The organism is Paenibacillus gyeongsangnamensis (assembly GCF_027533625.1).
GTDB lineage: Bacteria > Bacillota > Bacilli > Paenibacillales > NBRC-103111 > Paenibacillus_G > Paenibacillus_G gyeongsangnamensis.
Genome location: NZ_JAQAGZ010000007.1, coordinates 212,362 through 237,691, shown reverse-complemented (window position 1 = coordinate 237,691; position 25,330 = coordinate 212,362). Strand labels below are relative to the sequence as shown.

Here is a 25,330-nt window from a genome sequence, read left to right as displayed (position 1 = left end):
TCTAAACCCTCTCTGCTTGAGCATACACGACGTCGCTCAATGCTTCCATGTAGAGCGGGTCCGTGTTCAAAGACAGGGTGCGCTCAAGGTGCAGCCCGAGCTCCTTCGCCGTCTGCTGCGCTTCGATGTCGAGATCGTACAAGATTTCCAGGTGATCGGAGACGAAACCGATCGGACACACCAGAACGTTGTCCGCTTGATTCTCTGTGCGAATGGTTTGCAATACATCCAGAATGTCCGGTGCGAGCCAAGGCACGCCGGTCTTGCCCGCGCTTTGCCAGCCGAACTGCCAGTTGGTTAGGCCCAAGCGGTCCACAATCGCTTTGGACGTTTCCAGCAGCTGCTCCGGATACGGGTCCTTCATCTCGAGAATCTTCTCCGGCAGGCTGTGCGCCGTAAATACCACGCGCACCTGATCCTTGTCCACACCCTCGAACCGGCGGAGTCCTTCCTCCACCCGCTCCGTCAGCGCGTCGATCAGCTTCGGATGAAGCTGGTAGCTGCGGACGAAGCTCATTTTCAGCCCAAGCTCCTTCGCCTTCTCCTCCGCGCGTTTGATATACCCGCCAACGCTCATAACGGAATAATGCGGCGCCAGCACGACGCCGACCGCCTCCTCAAGGCCGTCCTGCACCATCCGCTCCACGCCGTCCTCGATAAAAGGAGCGGCGTGCTTCAGACCCTGATAGCAGATGAACGCCGTGCCGGGATGTTTTTCATTGAGACGCGCTTCGAGCGCCTTGACCTGCTTGTCGGTATTCTCGCGGAGCGGGAAGACGCCGCCGACAATCGCCTCATAGCGATCCTTCAGGTCCTGCAGCTGCTCCGGCGTAGGAGGATGCCCCCGGCGGATATGCGTATAGTAAGCTTCGATCTGGTCCAGACTTTCCGGCGTCCCGTAGGACATCACCAGCACGCCAACGCGTCGTATCGGCTGAGACATGGCTTATACCCCGCTTTCCTGCTTCAGGTTCCCTTGGGCCTTAAGCGCCTCGCGGGAATAATCGTGAATAAAATCGGTCAGCTCCTTCAGCTTCTCAAGGGATGCTTCCGGGAACAGCCCGTGCCCGAGGTTGAACACATACCCCGGCTCTTGAATGCCTTCGTCGATGATTGCCTTCGCCTGCGCTTGAATGACGTTCATCGGCGCAGTCAGCACATAAGGGTCCAGGTTGCCCTGCACCGCGTATTTGCCGCCCAAACGGCGGCGTCCTTCGGCGATCGGCACCCGCCAATCGAGACCGATCACGTCGGCCTGAAGGCCCTGCAGATGCGGCAGCAGCTCCCCGGAGCTGACGCCAGGGAAATAAATTTTCGGCTGGTCCAAATGGTTCAGCCCGGCAAAAATCCGTTCGATCGTCGGCAGCACGTACTTCTTGAAATCCGCCGGCGACAAGGCGCCTACCCAGCTGTCGAACAGCTGCACGGCCTTGGCCCCCGATGCGATATGCGCCTTCAAATATTCGATGACCATGTCCCCCAGCTTCTCCATCAGCAGGAACCAGACCTCCGGTTCTTCGTACATGAGCCCTTTGGTCCGGATATAGCTCTTGGAGGGTTTGCCTTCGATCAAGTAGCTCGCAATCGTAAAAGGCGCTCCCGCGAACGTTATGAGAGGCACCTCCAGCTGCGAAGCCAAAATCTCGATCGTCCGCAAAATATGCGGCAGATCCTGCTCCACCTGAATCGGGCGTAGCTTCCTTACATCCTCGGCCGAACGGATCGGATTGTGAATGACGGGGCCGATATTTTTCACGATGTCGAAGTCGATGCCGATCGAAGCAACTGGATTCATAATATCGGAATATAAAATGGCAGCGTCAACCCCAAGCTTCCTTACCGGCATCAGAGTGACTTCCGCGGCCAGCTCCGGCTGCCGGCAAATTTCAAGCAGGCTGTACTTCTCCTTGATCTTGCGGTATTCCGGATCGTAGCGCCCCGCCTGCCGCATGTACCATACAGGAAGGGTATCGACCGGCTGCTTTTTACAAGCCCGGATAAAACGATCGTTGTAGCTCATCTTGTGCATTCCTCTTTTCCGCAAACTACCATAGTCTACTTCCCATTATGCCCTATTTAATATCGCGTAACAACTCGTGTAAGCTCTTGTTTCCGACAAATCTTTGACAAGCGCGCCCATCTTTCGACGCATGAAACCATCCAGGATAAACGGCTACGCCGCCCTTGTCTTACAAGGACCAACGCGTTTATCAAGGTTGATGCGAAGCTGTAAGCCCGCGAAAAACTTATAAATTCTTATCAACAGAAAAAACCACCCGTTTCTCGAAAAGAGAAACCGGATGGCAAAGGGACGGGCTTAGGGCCCGGATTACGATTGCTTCAACCATTTGACGATGTCTTTGGCAAAATAAGTAATGATCATATCCGCACCTGCACGCTTGAAGCCAACCATCGTCTCCATCACGACCGCCTGCTCGTTGATCCAGTTATTCTGCGCCGCGGCTTTGATCATCGCATATTCCGCGCTGACGTTGTAAGCGACGAGCGGCAGGTCGAACCGGTCGCGCAGCATCCGGATGACGTCCATATAGGCAAGCGCCGGCTTGACCATCAGGAAATCGGCTCCTTCGGCCACGTCGGATTCCGCCTCGCGAATCGCTTCGCGGGAGTTCGCCGGATCCATTTGGTACGTTTTGCGGTCGCCGAACTGCGGCGTCGAATGAGCCGCTTCGCGGAACGGACCATAATAAGAGGATGCATACTTCACCGAGTAGGACATGACCGGCACATGCTCGTAGCCGGCCTCATCCAGCCCTTGCCGGATGGCGTAGACGAATCCGTCCATCATGTTGGACGGCGCAATAATGTCCGCCCCCGCTTCCGCTTGAGAGACGGCGGTTTTGACGAGGAGCTCGAGCGAAGGATCGTTCAGCACCTCGGCGCGCTGCTTCTGCTCGTCGTAATGGACGACGCCGCAATGTCCGTGATCCGTGAATTGGCAGAGGCACGTGTCGGCGATGACCAGCAGCTCCGGGTTCCACTTTTTGATCAATCGGGTCGCCTCTTGGACAATGCCGTTGTGGTCGTAGGCCGAGCTGCCCTCCGCATCCTTATGCTCCGGCACGCCGAACAGCAGAATCGCTTGGATGCCGAGCTCGGTCACTTCCCGAATCTCTTCCTCCAGCCGGTCGAGCGAGTAATGATAAACGCCCGGCATCGAGGAGATTTCCTCCTTGATATCGCGGCCGTGCGTCACGAACAGAGGATAGATCAAATCATGAACGGTTACCGCATTCTCCCTGACCAGATTGCGAAGCGCATGGGAGCTGCGAAGCCGGCGGTTGCGAATTAACGGAAAACTCATGGGTGAACCCTCCTTATCAATGTACCTTTTATTGGACTGCGTATAAGCTTTCCACCAAAGAAGCGACCGTCGCTTCTTTGGCCAAATAGTCAACGGTGAGTCCCGCCTCTTCGGCGGTCTGAGCGGTAATCGGACCGATGCACGCGATACGGCACCCGCGAAGCAGCTCAATCGGGTCCTCTTCGCCCAGCTCCCGCAGGGCGCTCAGCAGGTTCGTTACGGTGGACGAGCTGGTGAATGTAATGATATGAAGCTTGCGTTCCTTCAGCAGCTCGATCACTTCGGCTCCGCCGTCGGTATCCAGCACCGTTTCGTAGACGTCGAGCTTCGTTACGTGAAGCCCCAGTTCCGCCAGCCGTTTCGGCAGGATATCCTTGGCGATGTCCGCGGTCGGCAGCAGGACGCGCTCGCCGGCGCGCAGCTCGGACTCCAGCGTGCCCAGCAGAGCGTCCGCCTGGAACTCGGCCGGCACCATCTCGGCCAGCAGGCCGCGCTGCTCCAGCGCTTCGGCGGTCTTTGGACCGACGGCCGCGATGCGGGCCTTCGCCAAGGAGCGGATGTCGATGCGAAGCTCCTGCATTCTTTTGAAAAAGTATTCGACGCCGTTCACGCTGGTGAACAGCACCCAGTCGTATTGATGCAGCGAACGAAGCGCCTCGTCTCTTGCATCCTGCGCCTCCTGGCGAACCGGCTCCCGGGTCCGGATGACTGGGAACTCGACGGCTTCCCCGCCGAGCTCGTCGATCTCCCGGACAAGCCCGCTCGCCTGGCTCCGCGCGCGGGTGACGAGAATGCGCCGCCCGAAGAGCGGCTTCTTCTCGATCCAAGCCAGCTTCTCGCGCAGCTTCACGACCTCGCCGACGATCGTGACCGCAGGCGACTGGAAATTAGCCGCTCTTACCTTCTCGACGATATCGGACAACGTGCCCGTGAGGGTTTCCTGCTCCATCCAAGTCCCCCAGCGGATGAGCGCTACGGGCGTCTGCGGCGATTTGCCGCAGTTCATCAGCTGCGAGCTGATAAATTCCAGGTTGGCCACGCCCATCAGGAAAATCAATGTGCCCGAAGCCTGCGCCAAATTGTCCCAATTGACGTTGGAGTAAGTCTTGTTCTTGTATTCATGCCCCGTAACGATGGAAAAGGACGACGTGAAATCCCGGTGTGTAACCGGAATGCCCGCGTAAGCCGGAACGGCGATGGCCGAAGTAATGCCGGGTACGATCTCGAACGGGATTCCGTTCTCCGCGAGCAGCTCCGCCTCTTCACCGACACGTCCGAAAACGCTCGGATCCCCGCCCTTCAGCCGGGTAACCGTCTTTCCCTGCAGCGCCAGATCGACGAGCAGCTGATTGATTTCATCCTGCTTCATCATGTGCTTGTCCGGCAGCTTGCCGACAAAAATTTTCTCCGCCCCCGGCTTCATGTGCCGGAGAAGACGCGGACTGGCCAGACGGTCGTATACGACGACGTCCGCCCTTTGAATGGCTTCCAAGCCTCTGACCGTGATCAGCTTCGGATCCCCCGGTCCGGCACCTACAAGATATACGACACCCTTCTTCACGAGTATCTCCCCTATTCCTTCGCGATTGCGAGCAAATCTTCAGCGCCTCGGACCAGCAAGGCCTCCGCCACGGCCAGGCCGAGCCGGTCCGGATCGGTTCCCGCCATCGTTTCTTTGAGCAGCGCGCTTCCATCCGGCGCGCCCACCATCCCGGTCAGCGTAATCTCGCGTCCTTCGGCGGTCTCGCGGATTTGTGCGTAGGCGCCGATCGGCACCTGGCACCCCCCGTTCAACCGGCCGAGGAAGCTGCGTTCCGCCGAAACGGCGAGCGCGGTGTCCGGATCGTTAAACTTCGCCAGCAGCTCCTGCACGAAAGGATCGTTATCCCGGCATTCGATGCATAGCGCCCCTTGTCCGACGGCCGGAAGACACACTTCCGGATCGAGATAAGCGCTGATGCGGTCGCGCCAGCCGATCCGGTGCAGTCCCGCGCCCGCCAGCAGAATCGCGTCAAAGCCTTCCGTTTCGAGCTTGCGCAGCCGGGAATCGATGTTGCCCCGTAAGGATTCGATCTGGAGGTCTTTTCGGTAGTGCTGAAGCTGGCAGGAACGGCGAAGACTGCTGGTACCCACCTTAGCGCCCTGCGGCAGCTCGTCCAAGCCTCGCCCGTCCGCCGTTATCAGGCAATCGCGAGGATCCTCGCGCTCCGGCACCGCGCCGACCGTGAGGCCTTCCGGCAGCTCGAACGGCATGTCCTTCATGCTGTGCACCGCCAGATCCACTTCCCCGTCCAGCAGCGCCTGCTCGATTTCCTTCACGAACAGCCCCTTGCCGCCTACCTTCGACAAGGTGACGTCCAGAATCCGGTCTCCCTTCGTGACGATTTTCTTCAGCTCGAATTCCACCTCAAGCCCTTCGCGCGCACACAGCTCCCGGAGCTTATCGATCACTTGCCCCGTTTGCGTAAGTGCCAGCGCGCTCTGTCTAGTGCCTACTACGACCTTCCTCATACGCCCACCCCCAGGTTGACTCTTTTCCAGTCCTATTGAACCTTTATTATGTAACCGTCATTTGTTATGACGTGCCGAACGCTTACCATTATTGCCCATTCTGTCTCAAAACTTGCCTGATCCAGTCTTCGGCCTCCATCATTCCTTGCATCGTCGGCTGCCGCCGTATATGGGCCAGCAGCTCTTCGCTCCGCTCCGCCGGCCACCGGCCGTCGCGCATCGGACCAAGCAAGTCCCAGGCAAGGGCGGCCCGCATCATCTGCTGCCTCTCCCGCGGGAGCGCCACCTGGCTTTGCAGCATCGTTCGAAGGCGGTACAGCAGGTCCAGATAGGGCTCATAGGCATCGTCGAACGTCTCCTCCAATTGGGAGCGAAGCCGGGAAGCCAGTCCCGGGCTCGCTCCGCCGGTCGAGACGGCAAGCGTGAGCCGTCCTCTGCGGACGACTGCGGGGAGAATAAATCCTCCCTCGCCGCCGTCGTCTGCGGCGTTCACCAGCTTTCCCAGCGCGGCGGCTTCCCTCCGTACCCGTTCATTCACATCGGAACGGTCCGTTGCGGCAAAAATAAGCACTGCGTCCGCCAGCTCAGGAAGGCCCTCGGAATACTCCGCTTTATGGCAGCGGATCACCCCCGCGTCCGCCCATGCGTTCAGCTGCTCCGTACATTCAGGGCTGACGACCGTAACCTCCGCTTCCGCTTCCAGCAAGGAGGCCGTTTTCCGTTCCGCCACCGCACCGCCGCCGATCACGATACAGGGCTTGCCCTTCAGGTCCAGCATAACGGGGTAATACGTTGTCCGTTCCGGTTTGGGCATCCGTACACCGCCTCTCTACGACCATTGGTGAAACGTAGAATAATAGTTTGCGAGGACAAAATTCAACACCATGATCAGAAAAGCGGCGAAATTCCACCAAGCCAGCTTATAACCGGACGTCTTCATCACCAGCCGCTGGAACAAGTAAAAAATGTAGGCCAGCAGCACGAACCAGGAATTCAGCACCTTCGGATCGAAGAACAGCTGCAAGTTTCCTTCCAGGGCGATCCATACGAGCCCGAGCGACAACGCCAGTACGAGCAGCGGCAGGCCGATGACGACGGACACGAACGCATAGCGGTCCGTTTTCTCCAGGCTCGGCAGCCTCAGCATTTGCTGGCTCCACTGCTTCTCTTTGAGCTTGCGGTGCAGGAACAAGTACATGCCGGAAAAGACTGCAGCCACGACAAAGGCTGCATAGCTCGCCGTGGCAAGCGACACGTGAATGAACAGCAGCTCGTCGTTGATATTCCACTGCGACAAGCTGGGCGCGACTCTCGGGTTGCTGAACACGTGCAGCGCCAGCATCGCGAAGCCGAATACATTGACCAGAAAAACGAACAGCTCGATCCGGAAAAACCGGTTGATGACGAGCGATACGGTCACTAGCAGCCACGATAGGATAAAGAGCGTTTCCAGCTTGGAGAACACTTTGATTCCGCTGCCGCCTAGTAAACTATAAATCAGGTAGGCCGTCTGCAGCACCCAGACAAATGAAAGCAACCCTGTCCCCATCCGTTTGGCACTTCGGTTCGGACCGACAAAGTCCTTGAAGTAAAACAGGAGGCTCAGGGCATATATATACAAGATCGCATCGTATAACCAGCTTTGAGTGACCATGGTCTTCCTTTCCGGTCAAGCTTTGGCGAGAATATCCGCCGGCGTAACTCTGACCTTGGAAAGCAGTTCTTCCTTCAGGCTCTCGTGCGCCGCCTGCGCTTCCTGCTGACGCGCCGCCGCTTCCGCCTGCTTCAGGGCGGCAAGCCGCTCCTCCAAAGCGAAGATTTCCGTGAACAGGTCCAGCGCCTCGTCTCCGTGACGCTCCGCTGCCATTTCTTTAATACGGACAATCGGATCCCGCAGCAATTGGTTCATCATGCTCTTCGTGAGCTTGTGAATGACCTTCAGCTCGCGTTCATCCAGATCCGGCAGCTTCTTCATCAGGCTGTCCATCGTTTCCTCATGTATGGACGACGACTTGGACTGCAGCGCCTGAATCACCGGGCTAACCCCCAGTGTCCTCGTCCACTGGTTGTAGGCTGCGATTTCCGCCACAATCCCCTCTTCGATCTGCACCGCGGCTTTGCGGCGTTCTTCCAGGTGGCTGTTGACCAGCGACTGGAGATTATCGATATCGTATAAGAACACGTTAGGCATTTCGCCCAGACGCGGGTCGAGATCCCGCGGCACCGCGATATCGATCATGAACAGCGGCCGGGATCTGCGCTTCTGGAGCACCCCCGATACCTGCTCCGCCGTCAGCACGAATCCGGCTGCGCCGGTCGAGCTGATGACGATGTCGGCCGATTCCAGATGGCCCAGCAGTTTGTCCATCGTACTCGCCACGCCATGGAACTTATCGGCCAGCTCCTGCGCCCGCCCGAGCGACCGGTTCACGACGACTACCTCGTCCGCCCCGTTCGCATACAGGTGCTTGACGGTCAGCTCGCTCATTTTGCCGGCGCCGATAATAAGCACCTTCTTCTGGTCGTAGCTGCCGAAGATGCGCTTGCCGAGCTCCACCGCCGCATAGCTGACCGATACCGGGTTCTCACCGATGCCGGTTTCGGTATGCGCCCGTTTGGCCATCGTGACGGCCTGCTTGAACAGCTGGTTGAACAGGACGCCGGTCGTCTTCTGCTGCTGCGCCAGCAGGAACGCATCCCGTACCTGGCCCAGAATTTGCGTCTCACCGATAACCATCGAATCGAGACCGCTCGTCACGCGGAACAAATGCTTCATCGCTTGTTCATTCTCATATATATATAAATGCTTGTTAAACTGCTCCCGGGGAATGCCGAACCAATTCTCAAAAAATTCGCGCAAATAGTGCGTGCACAGGTTCTCCCTGTCCACGGCCACATATAATTCCGTCCGGTTGCAGGTGCCCACGATGACGCACTCCATGACGCTCTTCGTCACCTTGAGCTCCTGAAGCGCCTGCGGCAAATCCCCTTCGGCGAATGCGAATTTCTCTCTGATGGACACCGGTGCCGTCCGGTAATTTAAGCCTGCCACGACGATATGCATCTGGTTCACCTGCCTCCTCCTCAATTATTTAACTTATTATATCACAAGGGTACGAGCTTTTCCGACATTATTTATGAAAGTTTTTTTACAGGGGCTTCCCCTGTCGACCCCTTTATTGCGGGGAGGGCCCCTGCACCCCCGGATCCATCCCCCTAAATCCCCCTTCATAAGGGGGACCCCAGGGGGCCTGAGTGCCCCCTGGACCCCCACGCTTCGGGCGGCGGGGCTGGTGCGGGGAGCGCTTTTCGTCCGAGTCTTGGTTTAACCGTTTCCCGGTGGGAAACACGGTTAAACCAAGGCTCGGACACGCTTTACGGCGTGCGGAAACGGTTTGAGAGTAACGTGATTCTGGGCAGAGGCGCACGGCGAACGTCGTTGGTGCCGGGATCGCGTTCGTTCGGCGGGGGGCCGGCTTCCTGACGGAAGCGGCCGCCCGCCGAACACGCTTCACGGCGCTAGCTCGGTCGACTTCCCTCTTCTTCGGGAAGCGACCGCATCTTTGTCCGAACCGCTTCACCCCAGTCGGGAATGGAGAAGCGGAGCGGCTCCCCTACGGGAAGCGCTCCAAAAACCCGTCAACACCTTTAACTGCTCCAAACTTTACAAAAACCCCATTCAATACAGCTCCTGTTCATATCACCATATGCAACAGCTGTTGGAAACGTAAAAACCTTTCATCAACCCATCCACACTTCCAAATTTCGCCAATCGCAAACTAACCGACCCACGTGCTGCCATTTTTAGTTTCCTCCCAAACGGTGAAACCTATACCTTTTCCCGGGGATCGCGGCAGCATTATTGCAGCAGCTTGCGCTTCAGCAGCAGGGAGATCGATTTGTCCGCCTCCTGAAGGCGGGAGTTTTGGGACGAGACGATGTCTCCGCCGCTGGATAAGAGTTTGCTATAAGCGTCATAAAGGACGGCGAACTGGTTGTTTACATCGTTTAAAGCCTGGGATTCGTCCGCGCGGAGCTGACGGCCGCCGCCGACTTGAAGGCGGAGGATGTACTGCATCAGGTCCGACAGCGAGTCCAGCTTCGTCAGGCGGGCTTCGCCGTAGGCCAGGATCAAATGATCGTGGGCGAACTGAGCCGAATAGACGGCTTGACGCAGGGCGTTCAGCCCGTCGGTGGTCTGCGATTTCGTACCGGTTTGCAAATAGCTGCCCAGCAGCTCCATTTGGAACAAAGAAACCTGATAGAGCAGCTTATCCGGACGCTCCACCGGCGACGGTTTGCCTAATAAATGGACGACCTGAAAGATCGGCCATACCACCAACACCACGACGATCGCGTACATGAATCCTTTTTTTCTCCACTTTCTCATATATGCCTCCCCTTCCATACAAGCTGCCAGCCTATTAACAGATTGTATGGGACGGGGGCAAAAGAAATAACCACGGAGCCCCGTGGTTATTTGTATCGCATATATCCTTATTTCACCAATTGTTCTTGCTTCAATACCGGTGTTTCCACTTGCAACTCACCCATGCCGCGCACGAGCTTCTTGGCATGCGCAACTTCAGGCTTCAGCACGGAGAGCATGTGCTCGATCGCGAGTTGAGGATCCACAGTTTCGCCGCAAGTATAGCAATCAAGTGCCGCGAATCCTTTCTCAGGATACGTGTGAATGGAGAGATGGCTTTCCGACAGCAATACAAGAACCGTTGCCCCTTGGGGTTCAAACTGTTTGGATTGAACCGACAATACGGTCGCCCCGCAAACCTCAGCAGCTTCTACCATTTGTGCTTGTAGCCACTCCGCGTTGTTGAGCAGATCAAAATCCACTCCCCATGTATCAACGGCTACGTGTCTTCCGAAAGTTGAGTATTCCATCTTCCGGTTCCCCCTTCCTAGGAATAAAATGTTGTAAAAAATTTCATCCGCTAGGACCTACGTCATTCACTTCCCGAGGGAATAGCTCTCTCGCAACATTCAATGTCCTGAGTGAATCCTGGTTCCTATTTTGTTTTCAATCAACGAAAATAAAAATAACATCTATTGAACAGAAATGCAATACTTTTTTTTGTCCAGGCGATGATTGCATTTCACCTTGTCACACATTGAACAAAATATGCGGAAGCCTCCCTGTTGGTGTGTGGTTATCACAGAGTTTACAAATGATTTACAAATGCATATTCATGCAAAAAGAACTCCCTCGACATCCGTAAGGACGCGGCGAAGGAGCTCCTAATATTCATTAATATGCAAAATTATATGCTTAAGCTTCGAGTACGAACAAACGGTGCGTCAGCTTCTGCAGCCGGCCGTCGATTTGCTCGCGGACGATCGGATCCTCCAGCTGATTTCTAAGATCGAGGAACCCGTTGATTTGCGCTTTGATCGCATCGATTTCTTGTTCAACAGCTTTATTCTGATAAAGCTGTTCCATTTGGCCAATGGTATCTTTGTATTCGTAAATGATTTTATCGGCGGCGGCGGATTTTTCCACGATACGGACGACCGCGCCTTGCTTATACGTATATTCCATCGTATAGGACGGATAAATCCGGTGCACGACGGCGTCTCCCTTAAATTCGGACACGGCTTTGCGCATCACATTGACCAAATTCTTGTTCGTAATGCGGCAGGTTCCGCGGCAAACGTAAAGATCGATTTCTTTCTCGAACGAGAGGATAATCTCTTGGCCCGCATCGTCGAGGAGCACCACTTCTTGACTTCCATTCTCGAGTACCTTAACTTGCAGTGAAGCCTCCTGATCGACAAACATCTGGATGAACATCGCCATTTCAGCTTCCGTTAATTGTAGGCAGGTTTTGACGTATTCGGTCGCTAACCTCATTGCCATAAAAATCCCTCGATTCATTTTTTTCGAACCATAAAGCTAATCATTGAACCTGTTTTCTTAACGATATAGAAAGTTTAAGTTCGCTAAAGCATTAATGCGGACTGCGACTTTCTGTACCAAGAAAAACTTCCGCCATAAACGGTCTGGCTTATTTGAAAGCCTCCGATAAGGAGTTTTTCTTATATACATTATACTACATATTTATTTAATATTCCTGCAGCCGGAGCGCTCAATTTCGGCTAGAATTCAGAAAATTTCGCGTTTTCCTCACAGGATTGCTGGCTAAGTTATAAAAAACTCACTTTCCCTGCGGAAGTTCTCCGTTTCCCTGCGGCGTTTAATACAAATTGCTGGTTTTTTCTCCGCTTTGCTCCCTTGTTGGCCGCTTTCCATCATATGTCGGGAGTTCTCAAGATATACTTAACCGACGGTCCGCGGTTTAAGACATATATATTAAAAAAGCCGAGACGCACGGGCTTCCGTCGTTCGGCATTTAAATTTATTGCTCGGCGGCTTCCGGCGCCTCATCTGAAGCGGCTCTCTCCGCCGCACCGGACGGCACATAGCCTATCCGTTCCTCTATGACCTGCCAAAGCTCGTCCTTGCCCAGCCCGATTTCGGAGGAGAACAGCACGAGCGGATCGCCCTTGTCGGCCTCGAGCGTTTCTTTAATTATTTTGATGTGCTTCTGCCATTTGCCCTTCGGGATTTTATCGGCTTTGGTCGTCACAATACAGACCGGAAGGCCGTTATGTTTGAGCCAGGCATACATGGCCTGATCGTCCTTGGACGGCGGGTGCCGCAGATCGATGATCAGCAGCACAAGCTTCAATAATTCACGCCCGGTCAAATAGGCCTCGATGAACTTGCCCCATTTTTCCCGCTCGGTCTTGGACACCTGGGCGTATCCGTAACCCGGCAAATCGACGAAGAATAAGTCCGTATTGATGCGGTAATAGTTCAGCTGCTGCGTCTTGCCCGGCTTCGAACTGGTGCGCGCCAGATTCTTGCGCTGGATCATCCGGTTGATCAGCGACGACTTGCCGACATTGGAGCGGCCTGCCAGAGCGATCTCCGGCAAGCCGTCCTCAGGGTATTGGCTCGGCCGGACCGCGCTGATTACGAATTCGGCTTGATTGACTTTCATGGAATTCACTCATTTCTGTGATGAGCCGGGGCGGCGAGGTCCTGCAAAAAAGTCACCTGATCCTCGTAAACCTATTCCCCGCTCCACCGCTTTAGAAATCAAATGGTCATGAATATAACCTCTTCGAGGGTACCATTTGATTTCAAATGCGGCCGTAAACTTTCCGCAGGGAATAGGTTTACTACTAAGGTGTGACATTTAAATACAAAACCATCGCCGTTCCGGCTCCGGTTTATACGCCGACGGGCTTGACGAGCGCGTGCTCAAGCACTTCGTCCATGTGGGAGACCGGGATGAACGTCAGCTCGCGGCGGACGCTTTCCGGAATCTCCTCGATGTCCTTCTCGTTGTCCTTCGGCAGAATGACCGTCCGGATGCCTGCGCGGTGGGCGGCCATGCACTTTTCCTTGAGACCGCCGATCGGCAGCACACGGCCGCGAAGCGTGATCTCGCCGGTCATGGCAACGTAGCGCGAGACCGGAATGTTGGTCAGCGCGGAGATCAGCGCCGTGCCCATCGTGATGCCGGCGGACGGGCCGTCCTTCGGAATGGCCCCTTCCGGAATGTGAATATGAATATCGAATTTCTCGTAGAAATCCGGTTGAATACCGAAATGATCGACGCGGGAGCGCGTATAGCTGAAGGCGGCCTGTGCGGATTCCTTCATCACGTCGCCGAGCTTTCCGGTCAAGGTGAGCTTGCCGCCCCCCGGCATGACCGTCACCTCGATGACAAGCGTATCGCCGCCGACCTCGGTCCAAGCAAGACCTGTGACCGCGCCGACCTGGTCGCGCTCCTCAGCCATGCCGTAACGGAATTTCGGCTGGCCCAGATATTCCTTCAAATTGTCGGGCGTAATGACCACCGAAGGCGTCCCGGCGACGATCTGCTTTGCCGCCTTCCGGCAGATGGAGGAGATTTGCTGCTCCAAATTCCGTACGCCGGCTTCCCGGGTATATTCCCGGACCGTCTTCATCAGAGCCGGATCCTCAACTTGAAGCTGCTGCTCCTGCAGGCCGTGATCGCGCTGCTGCTTCGGAAGCAGGTATTTGCGGGCGATATGCAGTTTCTCGATTTCTGTGTAGCCCGGAATATAGAGCACTTCCATCCGGTCGAGCAGCGGACGCGGAATGTTGTGAATGGCGTTGGCCGTCGTAACGAACATGACGTTCGATAAATCGAACGGCACCTCCACGTAATGGTCGCTGAACGTGCTGTTCTGCTCCGGATCGAGCACCTCCAGCAGGGCAGAAGCGGGATCACCGCGGAAGTCCATGGCCATCTTGTCGATCTCGTCGAGCAGGAAGACCGGGTTGCTCGTGCCTGCCGATTTCATCCCTTGGATGATCCGGCCCGGCATAGCGCCCACATAGGTGCGCCGGTGTCCGCGAATTTCGGCTTCATCCCGCACGCCCCCCAAGGAGATGCGGATGAATTGCCTTCCGAGAGAGCGGGCGATGGAACGCGCGATGGACGTTTTACCTACCCCGGGAGGCCCGACAAGACAAAGAATCGGCCCCTTAAGCTTCTTCACGAGCTTCTGGACCGCCAAATACTCCAGCACCCGCTCCTTCGGCTTCTCCAGACCGTAGTGATCTTCGTTCAGGATTTCTTCCGCTTTGGCGAGATCGAGATCGTCCTCCGTCTCTTTCGACCAAGGCAGCCCGAGCAGCCAGTCGATATAATTTCGAATGACGGAGCCTTCAGCGGATGTGGCGGGCATTTTCTCGAGGCGGTCGATTTCCTTCTCGATCTTCTCCTTGACCTTCTCCGGCACCCCGGTCCGCTCCAGCTGGTTCCGCAGCTCGTCAATCTCTCCGGCACGGCCTTCCTTGTCCCCAAGCTCCTTCTGAATTGCTTTCATCTGCTCGCGCAGGTAATACTCCTTCTGCGTCTTCTCCATTTGCTTCTTGACGCGTTGGGAGATTTTGCGCTCCAGCTCCAGAACCTCGCGTTCGTTGTTCAGAATGTTCAGCAGCTTCTCCAGCCGCTGCCGCACATCGACGGTTTCCAAAATTTCTTGTTTATCTTTAATCTTAAGCGATAAATGACTGCAGATGACGTCCGCCAGCCGTCCCGGCTCGTCGATATCAGAAACGGCCGCGAGCGTCTCGGGCGTGACCTTTTTGGAAAGATTGATGTAATGCTCGAACTGATTCAGCACGGTCCGCATCAAGGCGTCGATTTCCGGATCCGTCGTTTCCTGCTCGTGCAGCTCTTTCACGTTTACTTCATAGTACTCTTCGTTGACCAGAAATTCCGTAATCTCAGCCCGAATGACGCCTTCCACGAGCACCCGGATCGTGCCGTTCGGCAGCTTGAGCATTTGGCGCACTTTCGCAATCGTTCCGATCCGGTATATATCTTCGGATTTCGGTTCCTCGATATTGACCTCGGATTGGGAGCATAAGAGAATCATGCTGTCTTCCACCATGGCTTTATCCAACGCCCGAACCGACTTCTCCCTGCCGACGTCCAAATGCAGCACCATGCTCGGATAAACGAGCAGTCCACGCAGCGGCAGAAGCGGCAAGCGGCGTATTTTTTGTTTGCCCGGTCCCATTCCCGACACCTCCAGACTAAACTAACTTGCTGTGTGTATCATTTTAACAAAATCCATTTCAAAACACCAATTAGACCCAGGATATACACTACGCTGTCCTTGTCTTACAAGAACCAGCGCGTTTATCAAGGTTGATGCGAAACTATAAATTGTGACAACTTATAAATTCATATCAACCAAGTAATCGGATCGAATCTGGAAATCCTGTCTCTCCGTCTTATTCTGCCCATTTGTCCTTCAAAAAAAAGAAACGCCGGGCCGCTCTATTCGAGCGAATCGGCGTGCAGTACGGTAATGTTGGATGCGGAGAGCGTATCCGGAAGAACCGGAACGGCGGTTTGCGAAGCGAACTCCAGCCCCAGCGCGTGATGGAGCGCTTCCTCCACCGAATCGACAGGAACGACTTCAAGTCCGTTCAGGCCTGCGAACACTTCCTGCCAGTTTTCCTTCGGAATGATCACTTTGGTGGCTCCGGCCTGGAAAGCCGCTTCCACCTTGGCTATGACGCCTCCGACCGGCTTGACCTTTCCGTGAATCCCGATCTCCCCGGTCATCGCCAAATGATTGTCCACCGGAATTTGCTTGATGGCGGATGCGATGGCGGTTGCCATTGAGATGCCGGCGGACGGTCCGTCAATCGGAATGCCGCCCGGGAAGTTGATATGCAAATCATATTGGTAAGGGTCCATTCCGAGTCTTCGCAGTACGGTCAGCACGTTCTCTACCGAGCCGCGGGCCATGCTCTTGCGCCGTAGCGTGCGGGAGCCGCCGCCCATTTCTTCCTCATCAACCACCCCGGTGATGGTAAAGCTGCCCTTTCCCGGCTGTACTACGGGGATCGCCGTTACCTCGATCTCTAGCAGCATGCCGAGGTTCGGCCCGTATACGGCCAGCCCGTTGACGAGCCCGATCTCCGGCTGCTGAGGAATTTTTCGCTCCGGACGAGGGGGCAGCTGCGAGCTATTGACGACCCATTCGATATCCTCGGCGGATACCTCCCGCCGCTGATCGGTGAGCGCCATCCCAGCGGCTAGCTGGATGATGTTAACTGCCTCGCGGCCGTTGGTCGCGTACCTTTTGACCACGTCGATGGCGGCTTCATTTTCCGGAAATCCGATTTTTTTCAGCGCCTTGGAAGCGATCGATCCGATCTCGTCCGGCAGCAGCGGCCGGAAATAAATTTCCATGCATCTCGAACGGATCGCCGGCGGGAGATCCTGCGGATTGCGGGTCGTCGCGCCCACCAGGCGGAAATCGGCTGGCAGCCCGTTCTGAAAGACGTCGTGAATGTATCCCGGGATATTGGTGTCCTCGGAATTGTAATAGGCGCTCTCGAGGAACACCTTCCGATCTTCCAATACCTTTAATAATTTATTCATCTGGTGCGGATGGAGTTCCCCGATTTCATCGATGAACAAGATGCCTCCGTGCGCCTTCGTTACGGCTCCGGGCTTCGGCTGCGGGATGCCCGCCACTCCCATCGCTCCCGCTCCCTGATAAATCGGGTCGTGAACCGAGCCGATTAACGGATCGGCAATGCCCCGCTCGTCGAACCGCGCCGTCGTGGCGTCGATCTCGGTAAACTTGGCGTCCGACCGGAAAGGCGACTCCGCATTCTTTTTCGCTTCCTCTAGAACGACTCGCGCGGCGGCCGTCTTGCCGACGCCCGGCGGACCGTATATGATGACATGCTGCGGATTCGAGCCGCACAGCGCGGCTTTGAGCGCACGGAGTCCTTCACGCTGGCCGATGATATCGTCCATATTGGACGGCCGCGTTTTTTCCGCGAGCGGCTTGTTCAGGCTGATGGAGCGAAGCTTACGCAGCTTTTCCAGCTCCTTCTTCGACTCTTTATCCACCGCCGTTCGATTCGTTTGCTGATTGCGCAGTAAATTCCAAAAATACATCCCTATCACGACAGCGAAAAACAGCTGAATGACCATCAATATCATGCTTATGCTCATTGAATCTCACTAACCTCCCGGCACTCGATATAATTGGTAGTATTGCCCTAGCGAGGAAGCATTAATCCCGGCAAGGAAAGAAACTTTTTGGGGGATGCTATAACAAGCGAAGGCAGGTACCCGTGAAGGAGGCGAATCGGATGAAACTTCGTTGCTGGTTTACCTGGATATGCACCCTCGGACTGCTGCTCGGCTGCGTGTCCCGTACTTTTGCAGCCGGTCCGGTACTGCCGGAGGAGCTTTTCTTCCTGCCGCAGCCAAGCAGTCACCATCCGGCCATCTACGGTGTCGACGTACTGATCGATGTCGGACACGGCGGCATCGACAGCGGGACGGTCCACGGCACGATCGAAGAGAAGAATATTAACCTGGCCATCGCAAAAAAAACGTATGACGAGCTAAAGCGCAAAGGCTTCAATGTGATGCTCAACCGGATGGACGATTATGCGCTCAGCAGCGAGAACGAATGGCTGCGGATCCGCTCAAGGCATAAGAAGGACCTGGCGCAGCGCAGCCACCTGGCGAATGAAGTGAAGCCGCGCATGATGCTGAGCCTGCATGTCAACTCCTCCCGCAGTTCCGGCACGAGGGGACCGCTCATGCTCTATCAGAAGAATGAAAAAAGCAAGCAGCTGGCCACCTTTCTCCAGCAAGCGATGAACCCGCTCTATGGCGTGACCGAGAAGCCCAGATACGGCAAAACCTATTATGTGCTGCGCCATACGAAAGTGCCGACCGTCATTGTGGAGATGGGCTACCTAACCAATCCGCAGGACCGGGAGATGCTGACGCAGGACAAGGGTCAGCATCTCATCGCGAAGCATATCGGAACGGGCGTCGAGGCTTTTTTAAATCTGCAGTAGCTTACACGAACGATCCTATACGCGAAAAAAAGCCGCCATCCGTTGAAGGAAATCGCGGCTTTCTTTAGCGTTCAAGAAAGTATTTCGCAGTCTCTTATTTGGCCAACTCCGATATTTTCACGAATTGTCCGCCCAGCTGCCGAATGACCGGAACGGATTGCTTCAGCACCTCGGAGGTGATTTTCCCCGGCGCGCCGACATGGCCGATGACGACCGTCTCGGCGTTATCTTTCACAAGCTTTTGCACCTTCAGGGCTTGCTTAGCGATATGCCCGCGGGTATAGACATCGTCCATGAAGATGTTATTCGACACGGTTCGGACGCCAAGCTCCTTCGCCAGCTGTCCGATGACACTTTTATGAGTCGTCCGGCTGTCCAGAAACAACAGATTTCTTTCCTTGCAGACGGTCAGTATAATACGCATCACGCGTTCATCCGACGTCGCCCTGGAGCCCATATGATTGTTGATCCCGACGGCATAAGGCACATTGTCGATGGCCGCCTCCACCCGCTTGCGCACCTCTTCATCCGACAGCTTCGTGAAGATCGCTCCCGGTCCGAGCCATTCCGGCTTGCCCTTGTTCGGCTCCATCGGCAGGTGAACCAATACATCATTGCCCAGCTTATGAGCCCATTCCGCATCCCGCTTGCTTGTCGACAGGAAAGGCATGACGGCAGCCGTAAAAGGAACGCCAAGCTCCATCATCTCCTCGGTCCCTGACAAACCGTTGCCGAAATCGTCAATGACGATGGCAATCTTGTTGGATGCCGCCGGCTCTTCGGCCCAGACGCTCACCGGTATGGCCGTTAGCAGAACAACGGACAACAGCAAGCTGCGCACGCTTCTCCATCTGTTTGACTTCACTGTGCATTCCCCTTTTCGATAAGGTATCTAAATACTTATTTGCCAAAAAGGGGCTTCTTATGCAAAAAGTCACGGACAAAATGTCCGTGGCTCTTATCGGCTACGCCTTCGCGTGATGCTTGCGCCCCGGAATTTCGCCGGTTTGCTCGTAATGGGCGACGATCGTATCGATTTCTTTCTTCAGCTCGCTGAGCAGCTCGGCCTCCGGCACTTTGCGGATCATCTCGCCGTACCGGAACAGCATGCCTTCGCCCCGTGCTCCCGCGATGCCGATATCGGCTTCCCGTGCTTCCCCAGGACCGTTCACCGCGCAGCCGAGCACCGATACTTTGATCGGCACCTTGATCTTCGCGATGTACTCCTCCACCTCATTGGCGATGGAGAACAAATCGATGTCGAGCCGGCCGCATGTCGGGCACGATACGAGGGTGGCGGCGTTCGTAATGAGCCCGAACGACTTCAGCAACTCGCGGCATACTTTGACTTCCTCGACCGGATCGGCGCTGAGCGAGATGCGGATCGTGGAGCCGAGCCCCTTGCTGAGCAGGGTGCCGAGTCCCGCCGCACTCTTGACCGTACCGGAGAAGAGTGTGCCGGCCTCGGTAATGCCGAGGTGCAGCGGATAGTTAAAAGCGGATGCGGCCTGCGTATAGGCCGCGATCGCCATCGGTACGTCGGACGCTTTCAGCGATACGATAATATCGTGGAAATCGAGCTCCTCCAGAATGCCGATATGGAACAACGCGCTCTCCACCATCGCTTCCGGCGTCGGATAGCCGTACTTCTCCAGCAGATGGTTCTCCAGGGAGCCGGCATTTACGCCGATCCGGATCGGAATGCCCCGCTCTTTGCAAGCTTTCACCACCGCTTCGACCTTCTCGCGGCGGCCGATATTGCCCGGATTGATCCGGACCTTGTCAATGCCGTTCTCGATCGCCATCAGCGCGAGCCGGTAATCGAAATGAATGTCGGCGACAAGCGGAATCGAAATTTGCTTCTTGATTTCCTTGATCGCTTCCGCCGCTTCCTTGTTGTTCACGGTCACCCGGACGATCTGGCAGCCGGCTTCCTCCAGCCGGTGAATCTCGGCAACCGTCGCTTTCACGTCCGCCGTCTTCGTGGTGCACATGCTCTGGATAATGACTTCATTGCTGCCGCCAATCGTCAGGTTCCCCACCCGGACCGGTCTGGTTTCCGTTCTATGATACATGATAGATTTACTCTCCCATGATACCAAACATCCTCCGCTCCGATGGCCGCCACCCGAATCCTCTGGAAGGATTCGAGCGGATCATCGGATTGGAGGTGTCCGGTTTAGTATAGGTGCTGCGCTTACGCGCTTTCTTCCTTCTTCTTCACCGAAGGAGCATCCGCCGAAACAATCGCCGGAGCGATCTTGGCTTGAACGGCTTCTTTGGTGACGACGCATTTGGAATTTTCGGTGCGGGACGGCGCCTCGTACATCACCTCGAGCATAATGCCCTCAATGATTGCACGCAGACCGCGGGCTCCGGTATTCCGTTTGATGGCTTCCCTTGCGATTTCTTCGAGCGCTTCCGCATCGAATTCGAGCGCAACGTTATCCATCTCCAGCATTTTCTGGTACTGCTTCACGAGCGCATTCTTCGGCTCCGTCAGAATGCGGACCAAAGCGGCTTCGTCCAGCGGCTCCAGCGTAGAGATGACCGGCAGACGGCCTACAAATTCCGGAATCAGACCGAATTTCAGCAGGTCCTCCGGCAGAACCATGGACAAATACTCGCCCGGTTTCAGGTCAACCTTGTTGCCTTCCGTGCCGAAGCCGATCACTTTCTTGCCGATCCGGCGCTTGATGATTTGCTCCAGGCCGTCGAAGGCGCCGCCGCAAATAAACAAAATGTTCGTCGTATCGATCTGGATGAATTCCTGGTGCGGGTGCTTGCGTCCTCCTTGCGGCGGTACGGAAGCGACCGTGCCTTCGAGAATTTTGAGCAGCGCCTGCTGCACGCCTTCGCCGGATACGTCCCGGGTGATCGAAGGATTCTCGGATTTACGGGCTACTTTATCGATCTCGTCGATATAAATAATGCCACGCTCGGCCTTCTCCACATCGTAGTCGGCCGCTTGGATCAGCTTCAGCAGGATGTTCTCGACGTCCTCGCCCACGTATCCGGCTTCCGTCAAGGAAGTCGCGTCCGCGATGGCAAACGGCACGTTGAGAATTTTTGCCAGCGTCTGGGCGAGTAGCGTCTTCCCGCTGCCGGTAGGACCGACGAGCACAATGTTGGATTTCTGAAGCTCCACATCTTCCAGCTTGCTCTGTTGCGTGTTGATCCGTTTATAGTGATTGTATACCGCCACGGAGAGCGACTTCTTAGCTTGCTCTTGACCGATCACGTATTGATCCAGAATCGCCCGGATTTCCATCGGCTTCGGAACATCCTTCAGATCAAGCTCTTCCTCGTGACCCAATTCTTCCTCAACGATTTCCGTGCACAGCTCGATGCATTCGTCGCATATATAAACGCCAGGTCCGGCGACCAGCTTGCGTACTTGCTCCTGCGATTTGCCGCAGAAGGAACACTTCAGCTGACCTTTTTCATCGTTAAATTTAAACATGGGATCACTCCTTTTCTATTTCAATTCGTCGCGAGTGATAACCGCATCAATGAGACCGTAGGCTTTGGCTTCCTCAGCGCTCATGAAATTGTCACGGTCCGTATCGCGTTCGATCTTCTCGTAAGGCTGTCCCGTCCGATCCACGTAGATCTGATTGAGCTTCTGCTTGGTCTTGATAATCCAATCGGCGTGAATCTTGATGTCGGAAGCCTGACCGCGTACGCCGCCGAGCGGCTGGTGAATCATCACTTCGCTGTTCGGGAGCGCGAAGCGCTTACCCGGTGCGCCTGCCGTCAGCAGCAGGGACCCCATGCTCGCCGCCATGCCGACGCAAATCGTCGATACGTCCGGCTTGATGAACTGCATCGTATCATAAATACCCATTCCCGCGGTTACCGAACCGCCGGGCGAGTTAATGTACAGATGGATGTCCTTCTCCGAATCCGTAGCTGCAAGAAACAGCAGCTGGGCAATCACCAGGTTGGCGACGTCGTCGTCGATCGCGCTGCCCAAAAAGATAATGCGGTCCTTCAGCAAGCGCGAATAAATATCGTAAGAGCGTTCGCCGCGGCCTTCCTGTTCAACAACCATAGGTACCAGACTCATCGTTCCCAACCCCTTTGCTCCGTTAATGCCTTGCGGCAGCCTTACAACAAACATTGTAGCACGTTTAAGCGAGAAAATCGAACTGCCTGCGCGGCGCTCGTGCCCATCCCGTTCCATCGTGCGGATATGTACTTATAATGTTGCGTTATGTACTTCAAAATATGTAATCGAGGTATGTACTTATGTTCTTTCCCGAATCCCCTTTTTTTAGGGTAAAACAAAGGCACGCAATGAAATTCACGTGCCTTTGCTTTGTTATGTTACACGGCGCTTAGGCCGTTTTGCTGTTGTCGAGCAGGAATTGTACGGTTTTCTTCGTTACTACGTCGTTTACCAGCGTTTGAAGGTTCCCGTTGGAGGAGAAAATGCTGCGAACTTCGTCGGCCGGGCGGTTGTACATCTTCGCCAGGCTCTCCAGCTCCGCATTGATTTCTTCTTCAGTAGCTTCGATGCCTTCAGCTTTGGCTACCGCTTCCAGCACGAGGTTGTTAAGAACGCGCTTCTCGGCGTCGCCGCGCATTTGTTCTTTCAGTGCATCCGTGTTTTGGCCCGTGAACTGGAAGTACATCTCCAGGTTCATGCCTTGCATGCGCAGACGGTTTTCGAATTCCTTGACCATTTGGTCCGCTTCTTCTTCCACCATCACTTGCGGGATGTCCACTTCAGCGGCTGCCGCTACTTTCTCAACGACTTCCGCTTGTTTCTTGTTCTCCGCCTCGGCTTGCATGCGCTCCTTCAGCTTGCTCTCGAGATCGGCCTTGTACTCGTCCAGCGTCTCGAACTCGGAAATGTCCTTGGCGAACTCGTCGTCGAGCGCAGGCAGGTTTTTGCGTTTGATGTCGTGCAGCTTGACTTTGAATACGGCTTCTTTGCCTTTCAGCTCTTCGGAATGATAGTCTTCCGGAAATTTAACGGTGATGTCCTTCTCTCCGTCCTTCTCCAAACCTACTACCTGCTCCTCGAAGCCTGGGATGAAGCTGCCGGAGCCGAGCTCCAGAGAGTATCTTTCCGCCTTGCCGCCTTCGAAAGGAACGCCGTCCACGAAGCCTTCAAAGTCGATAACGACGAGATCGCCGTTCGCTGCAGCGCCTTCCTCGACCGGTACCAGCTCGGCATGGCGCTTCTGCAGCTTCTCCAGCTCTTCGTTCACTTCTTCAGACGTTACTTCCGCAGCGGTTTCCTGCAGCTCGATGCCTTTGTACTCGCTGAGCTTCACTTCCGGCTTCACAACCACTTTCGCTTTGAACTTCAGCGATTGGCCTTTGCCGAACTGCTCTACGTCCACTTCCGGACGGTCCACAGGCTCGATGCCCGTTTCTTGAACGGCGGAAATATAAGCTTCCGGAACAATAATATCGAGAGCATCTTGATAAAGGCTCTCTACGCCGAACTTGGATTCAAAAATCGCCCGTGGCACTTTGCCCTTGCGGAAGCCCGGAACGTTCACTTTTTGTACGACTTTCTTAAATGCCTTGTCCAGAGCGGCGGCCACCTGCTCCGCATCGACTTCGATATCAAGAACTCCAAGGTTCTTTTCTATCTTTTCCCAGCTTGCTTTCATTTTATGCTTTCCCCTCCAAAAATTGTCCATTAACTTTTTGTCACGCGCTGACGGCGATTAAAAGTCATGCTTGTCCTGCTCCGTCAATATAACCACTATATTATACCCGTAAACCCGTTTCTTTTCAAGGCTTGAACTCCGCTCCGGTTACAGCCTTTTTGTAAATACGGCGGAAGCGAACTGCTGCATGATCCGGTAAGCCTGCTCCCATTGGAACGACATCTCGTCCGTAATGCCGTAAAGTTCCTGCAGCTCCTCCTTGTTCCCGCCGTCAAATACGCGTTCGAGCAGAGTCAAATGAAGGGCAGCGGCCCATACGTCGACATAAGCCGCATCCTGCCGGAGCATCTGGCGGTAAGCCGACGTGCCGTATACGAACGCCAGGAATTCGCTCCAGGTCTCCTCGGCAAAATAAGACAGCGCCGGATGCTGCGTTTCGCTGATTTCCTGGACCCGCGTGATGATCTCCTGAATTTGGGACGGAAACTGGTCGAAGGAGGCCGGCGTCTCCTCGATCTCGGCCAGGAACGTTTCGCCGTTCCTGGGCAGCTTCACCGTACCGGAGACTCCTCTTTTTTTCAGCGTCTGAAGCGTCTTGAACTGCAGAATCGGATGCAGCTTCCGGTCCGGATCGGTAAGCCAGTCAAGCAGCGCTTCATCAATGCCCGGAGCGTCGATAAACGCGAGCTGATCGAGCGCCAGCAGCCGCTTGTCGATCGCCTGCTGCTCCATCAGCGTCTGCAGCAGCTTGGCGGCGTAATCCTCCTGCCGGCTCGTCTTCTCCGCGAGAATTTCCCGGAGCAGATCGGCTTCCGTAGGTTCCTCGCCCTCCGCTCTGCCAATCCCCAGCGCAACGTCCGGAAACATCATCTGCAGCCAGTCCAGCAGCGACTGCCATTCCTCCCGCGCTCTCTCATCGTCCGTATGGCAGGCGAGAAGAAAGCGCAGCGCCTCCATCGCCTCGCCATAGCGTTCGGCTTCCAGAAGCCGCGTCAGCTCGTATTGGTAAAATTCGACGGTTTTCGGGAACAGAATGACATTTTCATTCGGATGTGGGTCCATGAGGCACCGCCCTTCCTGCACGACTACTATTGAAAGCCAGTGTACCAGAAATCGAAGGAGGAAAGCAAAAGCGGCGGGCGGCCGCCAGCATCGGCAACTCTTCTTCCGGCAGCTGCCCGCGAATTTGCGAGATCGAGCCGTCCGCGCTGACGGACAAGTCGAGGACCGTCTTCTCCCGGCTTGCGAGGCGCCCAGAATAAACGGCTACGCCGTCCAAGCTGTAGAGAAACCCATGAAATAGAGAAATCTGCCATGGTACTCCGGAGGGGTATCCCCTTCCGGCCGCTGTTGTTACCCGTAAAATTTTCAATTTATTCGCTAAGCAGCGGTCATTTTCCGATAACAAAGGCGGGCGCTATCGCTCCTACAGGGGATACCCCACCTACTACCTTT

The 25,330-nt window shown here is 55.4% G+C and carries 22 protein-coding genes; 1 reads left to right on the top strand and 21 read right to left on the bottom strand.

Translation table 11 applies throughout. The annotated features are described in order from the left end of the window. Nucleotide 1: 1 nt before the first annotated feature. The 14 genes from hemH to lonB form a co-directional block, all read right to left on the bottom strand. Nucleotides 2-943 carry a ferrochelatase gene (gene hemH, locus O9H85_RS13025; protein ID WP_269881825.1) on the bottom strand — a complete coding sequence of 314 codons (942 nt, stop codon included), beginning with the start codon at nt 941-943 and terminating at the stop codon, nt 2-4. A gap of 3 nt (nt 944-946) precedes the next feature. Further along, nucleotides 947-2,020 (bottom strand): uroporphyrinogen decarboxylase, encoded by a 1,074-nt coding sequence (gene hemE, locus O9H85_RS13020; protein WP_269881824.1) that lies wholly within the window; start codon nt 2,018-2,020, stop codon nt 947-949. A 309-nt stretch (nt 2,021-2,329) separates the two neighbouring features. Continuing rightward, complete coding sequence (hemB, locus tag O9H85_RS13015; RefSeq protein WP_269881823.1) at nt 2,330-3,325, bottom strand: porphobilinogen synthase; 996 nt, start codon at nt 3,323-3,325, stop codon at nt 2,330-2,332. A 28-nt stretch (nt 3,326-3,353) separates the two neighbouring features. Further along, nucleotides 3,354-4,886: a uroporphyrinogen-III C-methyltransferase gene (gene cobA / locus O9H85_RS13010; protein ID WP_269881822.1), complete on the bottom strand. Its 1,533-nt coding sequence runs from the start codon at nt 4,884-4,886 to the stop codon at nt 3,354-3,356. An 11-nt stretch (nt 4,887-4,897) separates the two neighbouring features. After that, nucleotides 4,898-5,836, bottom strand: a complete 939-nt coding sequence (hemC, locus tag O9H85_RS13005) for a hydroxymethylbilane synthase (protein ID WP_269881821.1) — start codon at nt 5,834-5,836, stop codon at nt 4,898-4,900. A gap of 88 nt (nt 5,837-5,924) precedes the next feature. Continuing rightward, complete coding sequence (locus O9H85_RS13000; protein ID WP_269881819.1) at nt 5,925-6,650, bottom strand: precorrin-2 dehydrogenase/sirohydrochlorin ferrochelatase family protein; 726 nt, start codon at nt 6,648-6,650, stop codon at nt 5,925-5,927. 15 nt (nt 6,651-6,665) lie between these two features. Continuing rightward, the gene (locus O9H85_RS12995; RefSeq protein WP_269881817.1) at nt 6,666-7,490 is read right to left on the bottom strand and encodes a cytochrome C assembly family protein; all 825 of its coding nucleotides are present in this window, start codon (nt 7,488-7,490) and stop codon (nt 6,666-6,668) included. A gap of 15 nt (nt 7,491-7,505) precedes the next feature. After that, nucleotides 7,506-8,900, bottom strand: coding sequence for a glutamyl-tRNA reductase (gene hemA, locus O9H85_RS12990; protein WP_269881890.1), 1,395 nt, complete (start codon nt 8,898-8,900; stop codon nt 7,506-7,508). Nucleotides 8,901-9,695: 795 nt separating this feature from the next. After that, nucleotides 9,696-10,226: an S-adenosylmethionine decarboxylase gene (locus O9H85_RS12985; protein ID WP_269881816.1), complete on the bottom strand. Its 531-nt coding sequence runs from the start codon at nt 10,224-10,226 to the stop codon at nt 9,696-9,698. A gap of 107 nt (nt 10,227-10,333) precedes the next feature. Next, nucleotides 10,334-10,735 (bottom strand): adenosylmethionine decarboxylase, encoded by a 402-nt coding sequence (gene speD, locus O9H85_RS12980; protein WP_269881815.1) that lies wholly within the window; start codon nt 10,733-10,735, stop codon nt 10,334-10,336. 385 nt (nt 10,736-11,120) lie between these two features. Further along, nucleotides 11,121-11,708, bottom strand: a complete 588-nt coding sequence (locus tag O9H85_RS12975; protein WP_269881814.1) for a non-ribosomal peptide synthetase module — start codon at nt 11,706-11,708, stop codon at nt 11,121-11,123. A gap of 499 nt (nt 11,709-12,207) precedes the next feature. Further along, nucleotides 12,208-12,855, bottom strand: coding sequence for a ribosome biogenesis GTP-binding protein YihA/YsxC (gene yihA, locus O9H85_RS12970; RefSeq protein WP_269881813.1), 648 nt, complete (start codon nt 12,853-12,855; stop codon nt 12,208-12,210). 232 nt (nt 12,856-13,087) lie between these two features. Next, nucleotides 13,088-15,418, bottom strand: a complete 2,331-nt coding sequence (lon, locus tag O9H85_RS12965) for an endopeptidase La (RefSeq protein WP_269881812.1) — start codon at nt 15,416-15,418, stop codon at nt 13,088-13,090. A 263-nt stretch (nt 15,419-15,681) separates the two neighbouring features. Beyond that, nucleotides 15,682-17,382, bottom strand: a complete 1,701-nt coding sequence (gene lonB / locus O9H85_RS12960) for an ATP-dependent protease LonB (protein ID WP_269881811.1) — start codon at nt 17,380-17,382, stop codon at nt 15,682-15,684. A gap of 140 nt (nt 17,383-17,522) precedes the next feature. Between lonB and O9H85_RS12955 the strand changes: the two genes are divergently transcribed. Continuing rightward, entirely contained in the window at nt 17,523-18,245 is a 723-nt protein-coding gene (locus O9H85_RS12955) for an N-acetylmuramoyl-L-alanine amidase family protein (protein WP_269881810.1), read from the top strand. A 94-nt stretch (nt 18,246-18,339) separates the two neighbouring features. Here O9H85_RS12955 and O9H85_RS12950 read toward each other — a convergent pair whose 3' ends face one another. From O9H85_RS12950 to O9H85_RS12920, 7 genes are all read right to left on the bottom strand, one after another. Continuing rightward, nucleotides 18,340-19,086, bottom strand: a complete 747-nt coding sequence (locus tag O9H85_RS12950; RefSeq protein ID WP_269881889.1) for a divergent polysaccharide deacetylase family protein — start codon at nt 19,084-19,086, stop codon at nt 18,340-18,342. Between the two features lie 124 nt (nt 19,087-19,210). Further along, nucleotides 19,211-20,320: a flavodoxin-dependent (E)-4-hydroxy-3-methylbut-2-enyl-diphosphate synthase gene (gene ispG, locus O9H85_RS12945; protein WP_269881809.1), complete on the bottom strand. Its 1,110-nt coding sequence runs from the start codon at nt 20,318-20,320 to the stop codon at nt 19,211-19,213. Between the two features lie 122 nt (nt 20,321-20,442). Next, nucleotides 20,443-21,708: an ATP-dependent protease ATP-binding subunit ClpX gene (gene clpX / locus O9H85_RS12940; protein WP_269881808.1), complete on the bottom strand. Its 1,266-nt coding sequence runs from the start codon at nt 21,706-21,708 to the stop codon at nt 20,443-20,445. Nucleotides 21,709-21,723: 15 nt separating this feature from the next. Beyond that, nucleotides 21,724-22,314 (bottom strand): ATP-dependent Clp endopeptidase proteolytic subunit ClpP, encoded by a 591-nt coding sequence (gene clpP, locus O9H85_RS12935; protein ID WP_269881807.1) that lies wholly within the window; start codon nt 22,312-22,314, stop codon nt 21,724-21,726. A gap of 271 nt (nt 22,315-22,585) precedes the next feature. Beyond that, nucleotides 22,586-23,875 (bottom strand): trigger factor, encoded by a 1,290-nt coding sequence (tig, locus tag O9H85_RS12930; protein WP_269881806.1) that lies wholly within the window; start codon nt 23,873-23,875, stop codon nt 22,586-22,588. 147 nt (nt 23,876-24,022) lie between these two features. Beyond that, nucleotides 24,023-24,937, bottom strand: coding sequence for a hypothetical protein (locus tag O9H85_RS12925; RefSeq protein WP_269881805.1), 915 nt, complete (start codon nt 24,935-24,937; stop codon nt 24,023-24,025). Further along, nucleotides 24,918-25,283, bottom strand: a complete 366-nt coding sequence (locus O9H85_RS12920; protein WP_269881804.1) for a hypothetical protein — start codon at nt 25,281-25,283, stop codon at nt 24,918-24,920. Before O9H85_RS12920 ends, O9H85_RS12925 begins: the two co-directional genes overlap by 20 nt. Nucleotides 25,284-25,330 lie beyond the last annotated feature (47 nt).

Excerpts from the sequence above, each read along its gene's own strand:
- hemH (WP_269881825.1), bottom strand. The coding sequence starts at position 943 with ATGTCTCAGCCGATACGACGCGTTGGCGTGCTGGTGATGTCCTACGGG.
- hemE (WP_269881824.1), bottom strand. The coding sequence starts at position 2,020 with ATGAGCTACAACGATCGTTTTATCCGGGCTTGTAAAAAGCAGCCGGTC.
- hemB (WP_269881823.1), bottom strand. The coding sequence starts at position 3,325 with ATGAGTTTTCCGTTAATTCGCAACCGCCGGCTTCGCAGCTCCCATGCG.
- hemC (WP_269881821.1), bottom strand. The coding sequence starts at position 5,836 with ATGAGGAAGGTCGTAGTAGGCACTAGACAGAGCGCGCTGGCACTTACG.
- O9H85_RS13000 (WP_269881819.1), bottom strand. The coding sequence starts at position 6,650 with ATGCCCAAACCGGAACGGACAACGTATTACCCCGTTATGCTGGACCTG.
- O9H85_RS12995 (WP_269881817.1), bottom strand. The coding sequence starts at position 7,490 with ATGGTCACTCAAAGCTGGTTATACGATGCGATCTTGTATATATATGCC.
- hemA (WP_269881890.1), bottom strand. The coding sequence starts at position 8,900 with ATGCATATCGTCGTGGCAGGCTTAAATTACCGGACGGCACCGGTGTCC.
- O9H85_RS12985 (WP_269881816.1), bottom strand. The coding sequence starts at position 10,226 with ATGAGAAAGTGGAGAAAAAAAGGATTCATGTACGCGATCGTCGTGGTG.
- speD (WP_269881815.1), bottom strand. The coding sequence starts at position 10,735 with ATGGAATACTCAACTTTCGGAAGACACGTAGCCGTTGATACATGGGGA.
- O9H85_RS12975 (WP_269881814.1), bottom strand. The coding sequence starts at position 11,708 with ATGGCAATGAGGTTAGCGACCGAATACGTCAAAACCTGCCTACAATTA.
- yihA (WP_269881813.1), bottom strand. The coding sequence starts at position 12,855 with ATGAAAGTCAATCAAGCCGAATTCGTAATCAGCGCGGTCCGGCCGAGC.
- lon (WP_269881812.1), bottom strand. The coding sequence starts at position 15,418 with ATGGGACCGGGCAAACAAAAAATACGCCGCTTGCCGCTTCTGCCGCTG.
- lonB (WP_269881811.1), bottom strand. The coding sequence starts at position 17,382 with ATGAGCATAAGCATGATATTGATGGTCATTCAGCTGTTTTTCGCTGTC.
- O9H85_RS12955 (WP_269881810.1), top strand. The coding sequence starts at position 17,523 with ATGAAACTTCGTTGCTGGTTTACCTGGATATGCACCCTCGGACTGCTG.
- ispG (WP_269881809.1), bottom strand. The coding sequence starts at position 20,320 with ATGTATCATAGAACGGAAACCAGACCGGTCCGGGTGGGGAACCTGACG.
- clpX (WP_269881808.1), bottom strand. The coding sequence starts at position 21,708 with ATGTTTAAATTTAACGATGAAAAAGGTCAGCTGAAGTGTTCCTTCTGC.
- clpP (WP_269881807.1), bottom strand. The coding sequence starts at position 22,314 with ATGAGTCTGGTACCTATGGTTGTTGAACAGGAAGGCCGCGGCGAACGC.
- tig (WP_269881806.1), bottom strand. The coding sequence starts at position 23,875 with ATGAAAGCAAGCTGGGAAAAGATAGAAAAGAACCTTGGAGTTCTTGAT.
- O9H85_RS12925 (WP_269881805.1), bottom strand. The coding sequence starts at position 24,937 with ATGGACCCACATCCGAATGAAAATGTCATTCTGTTCCCGAAAACCGTC.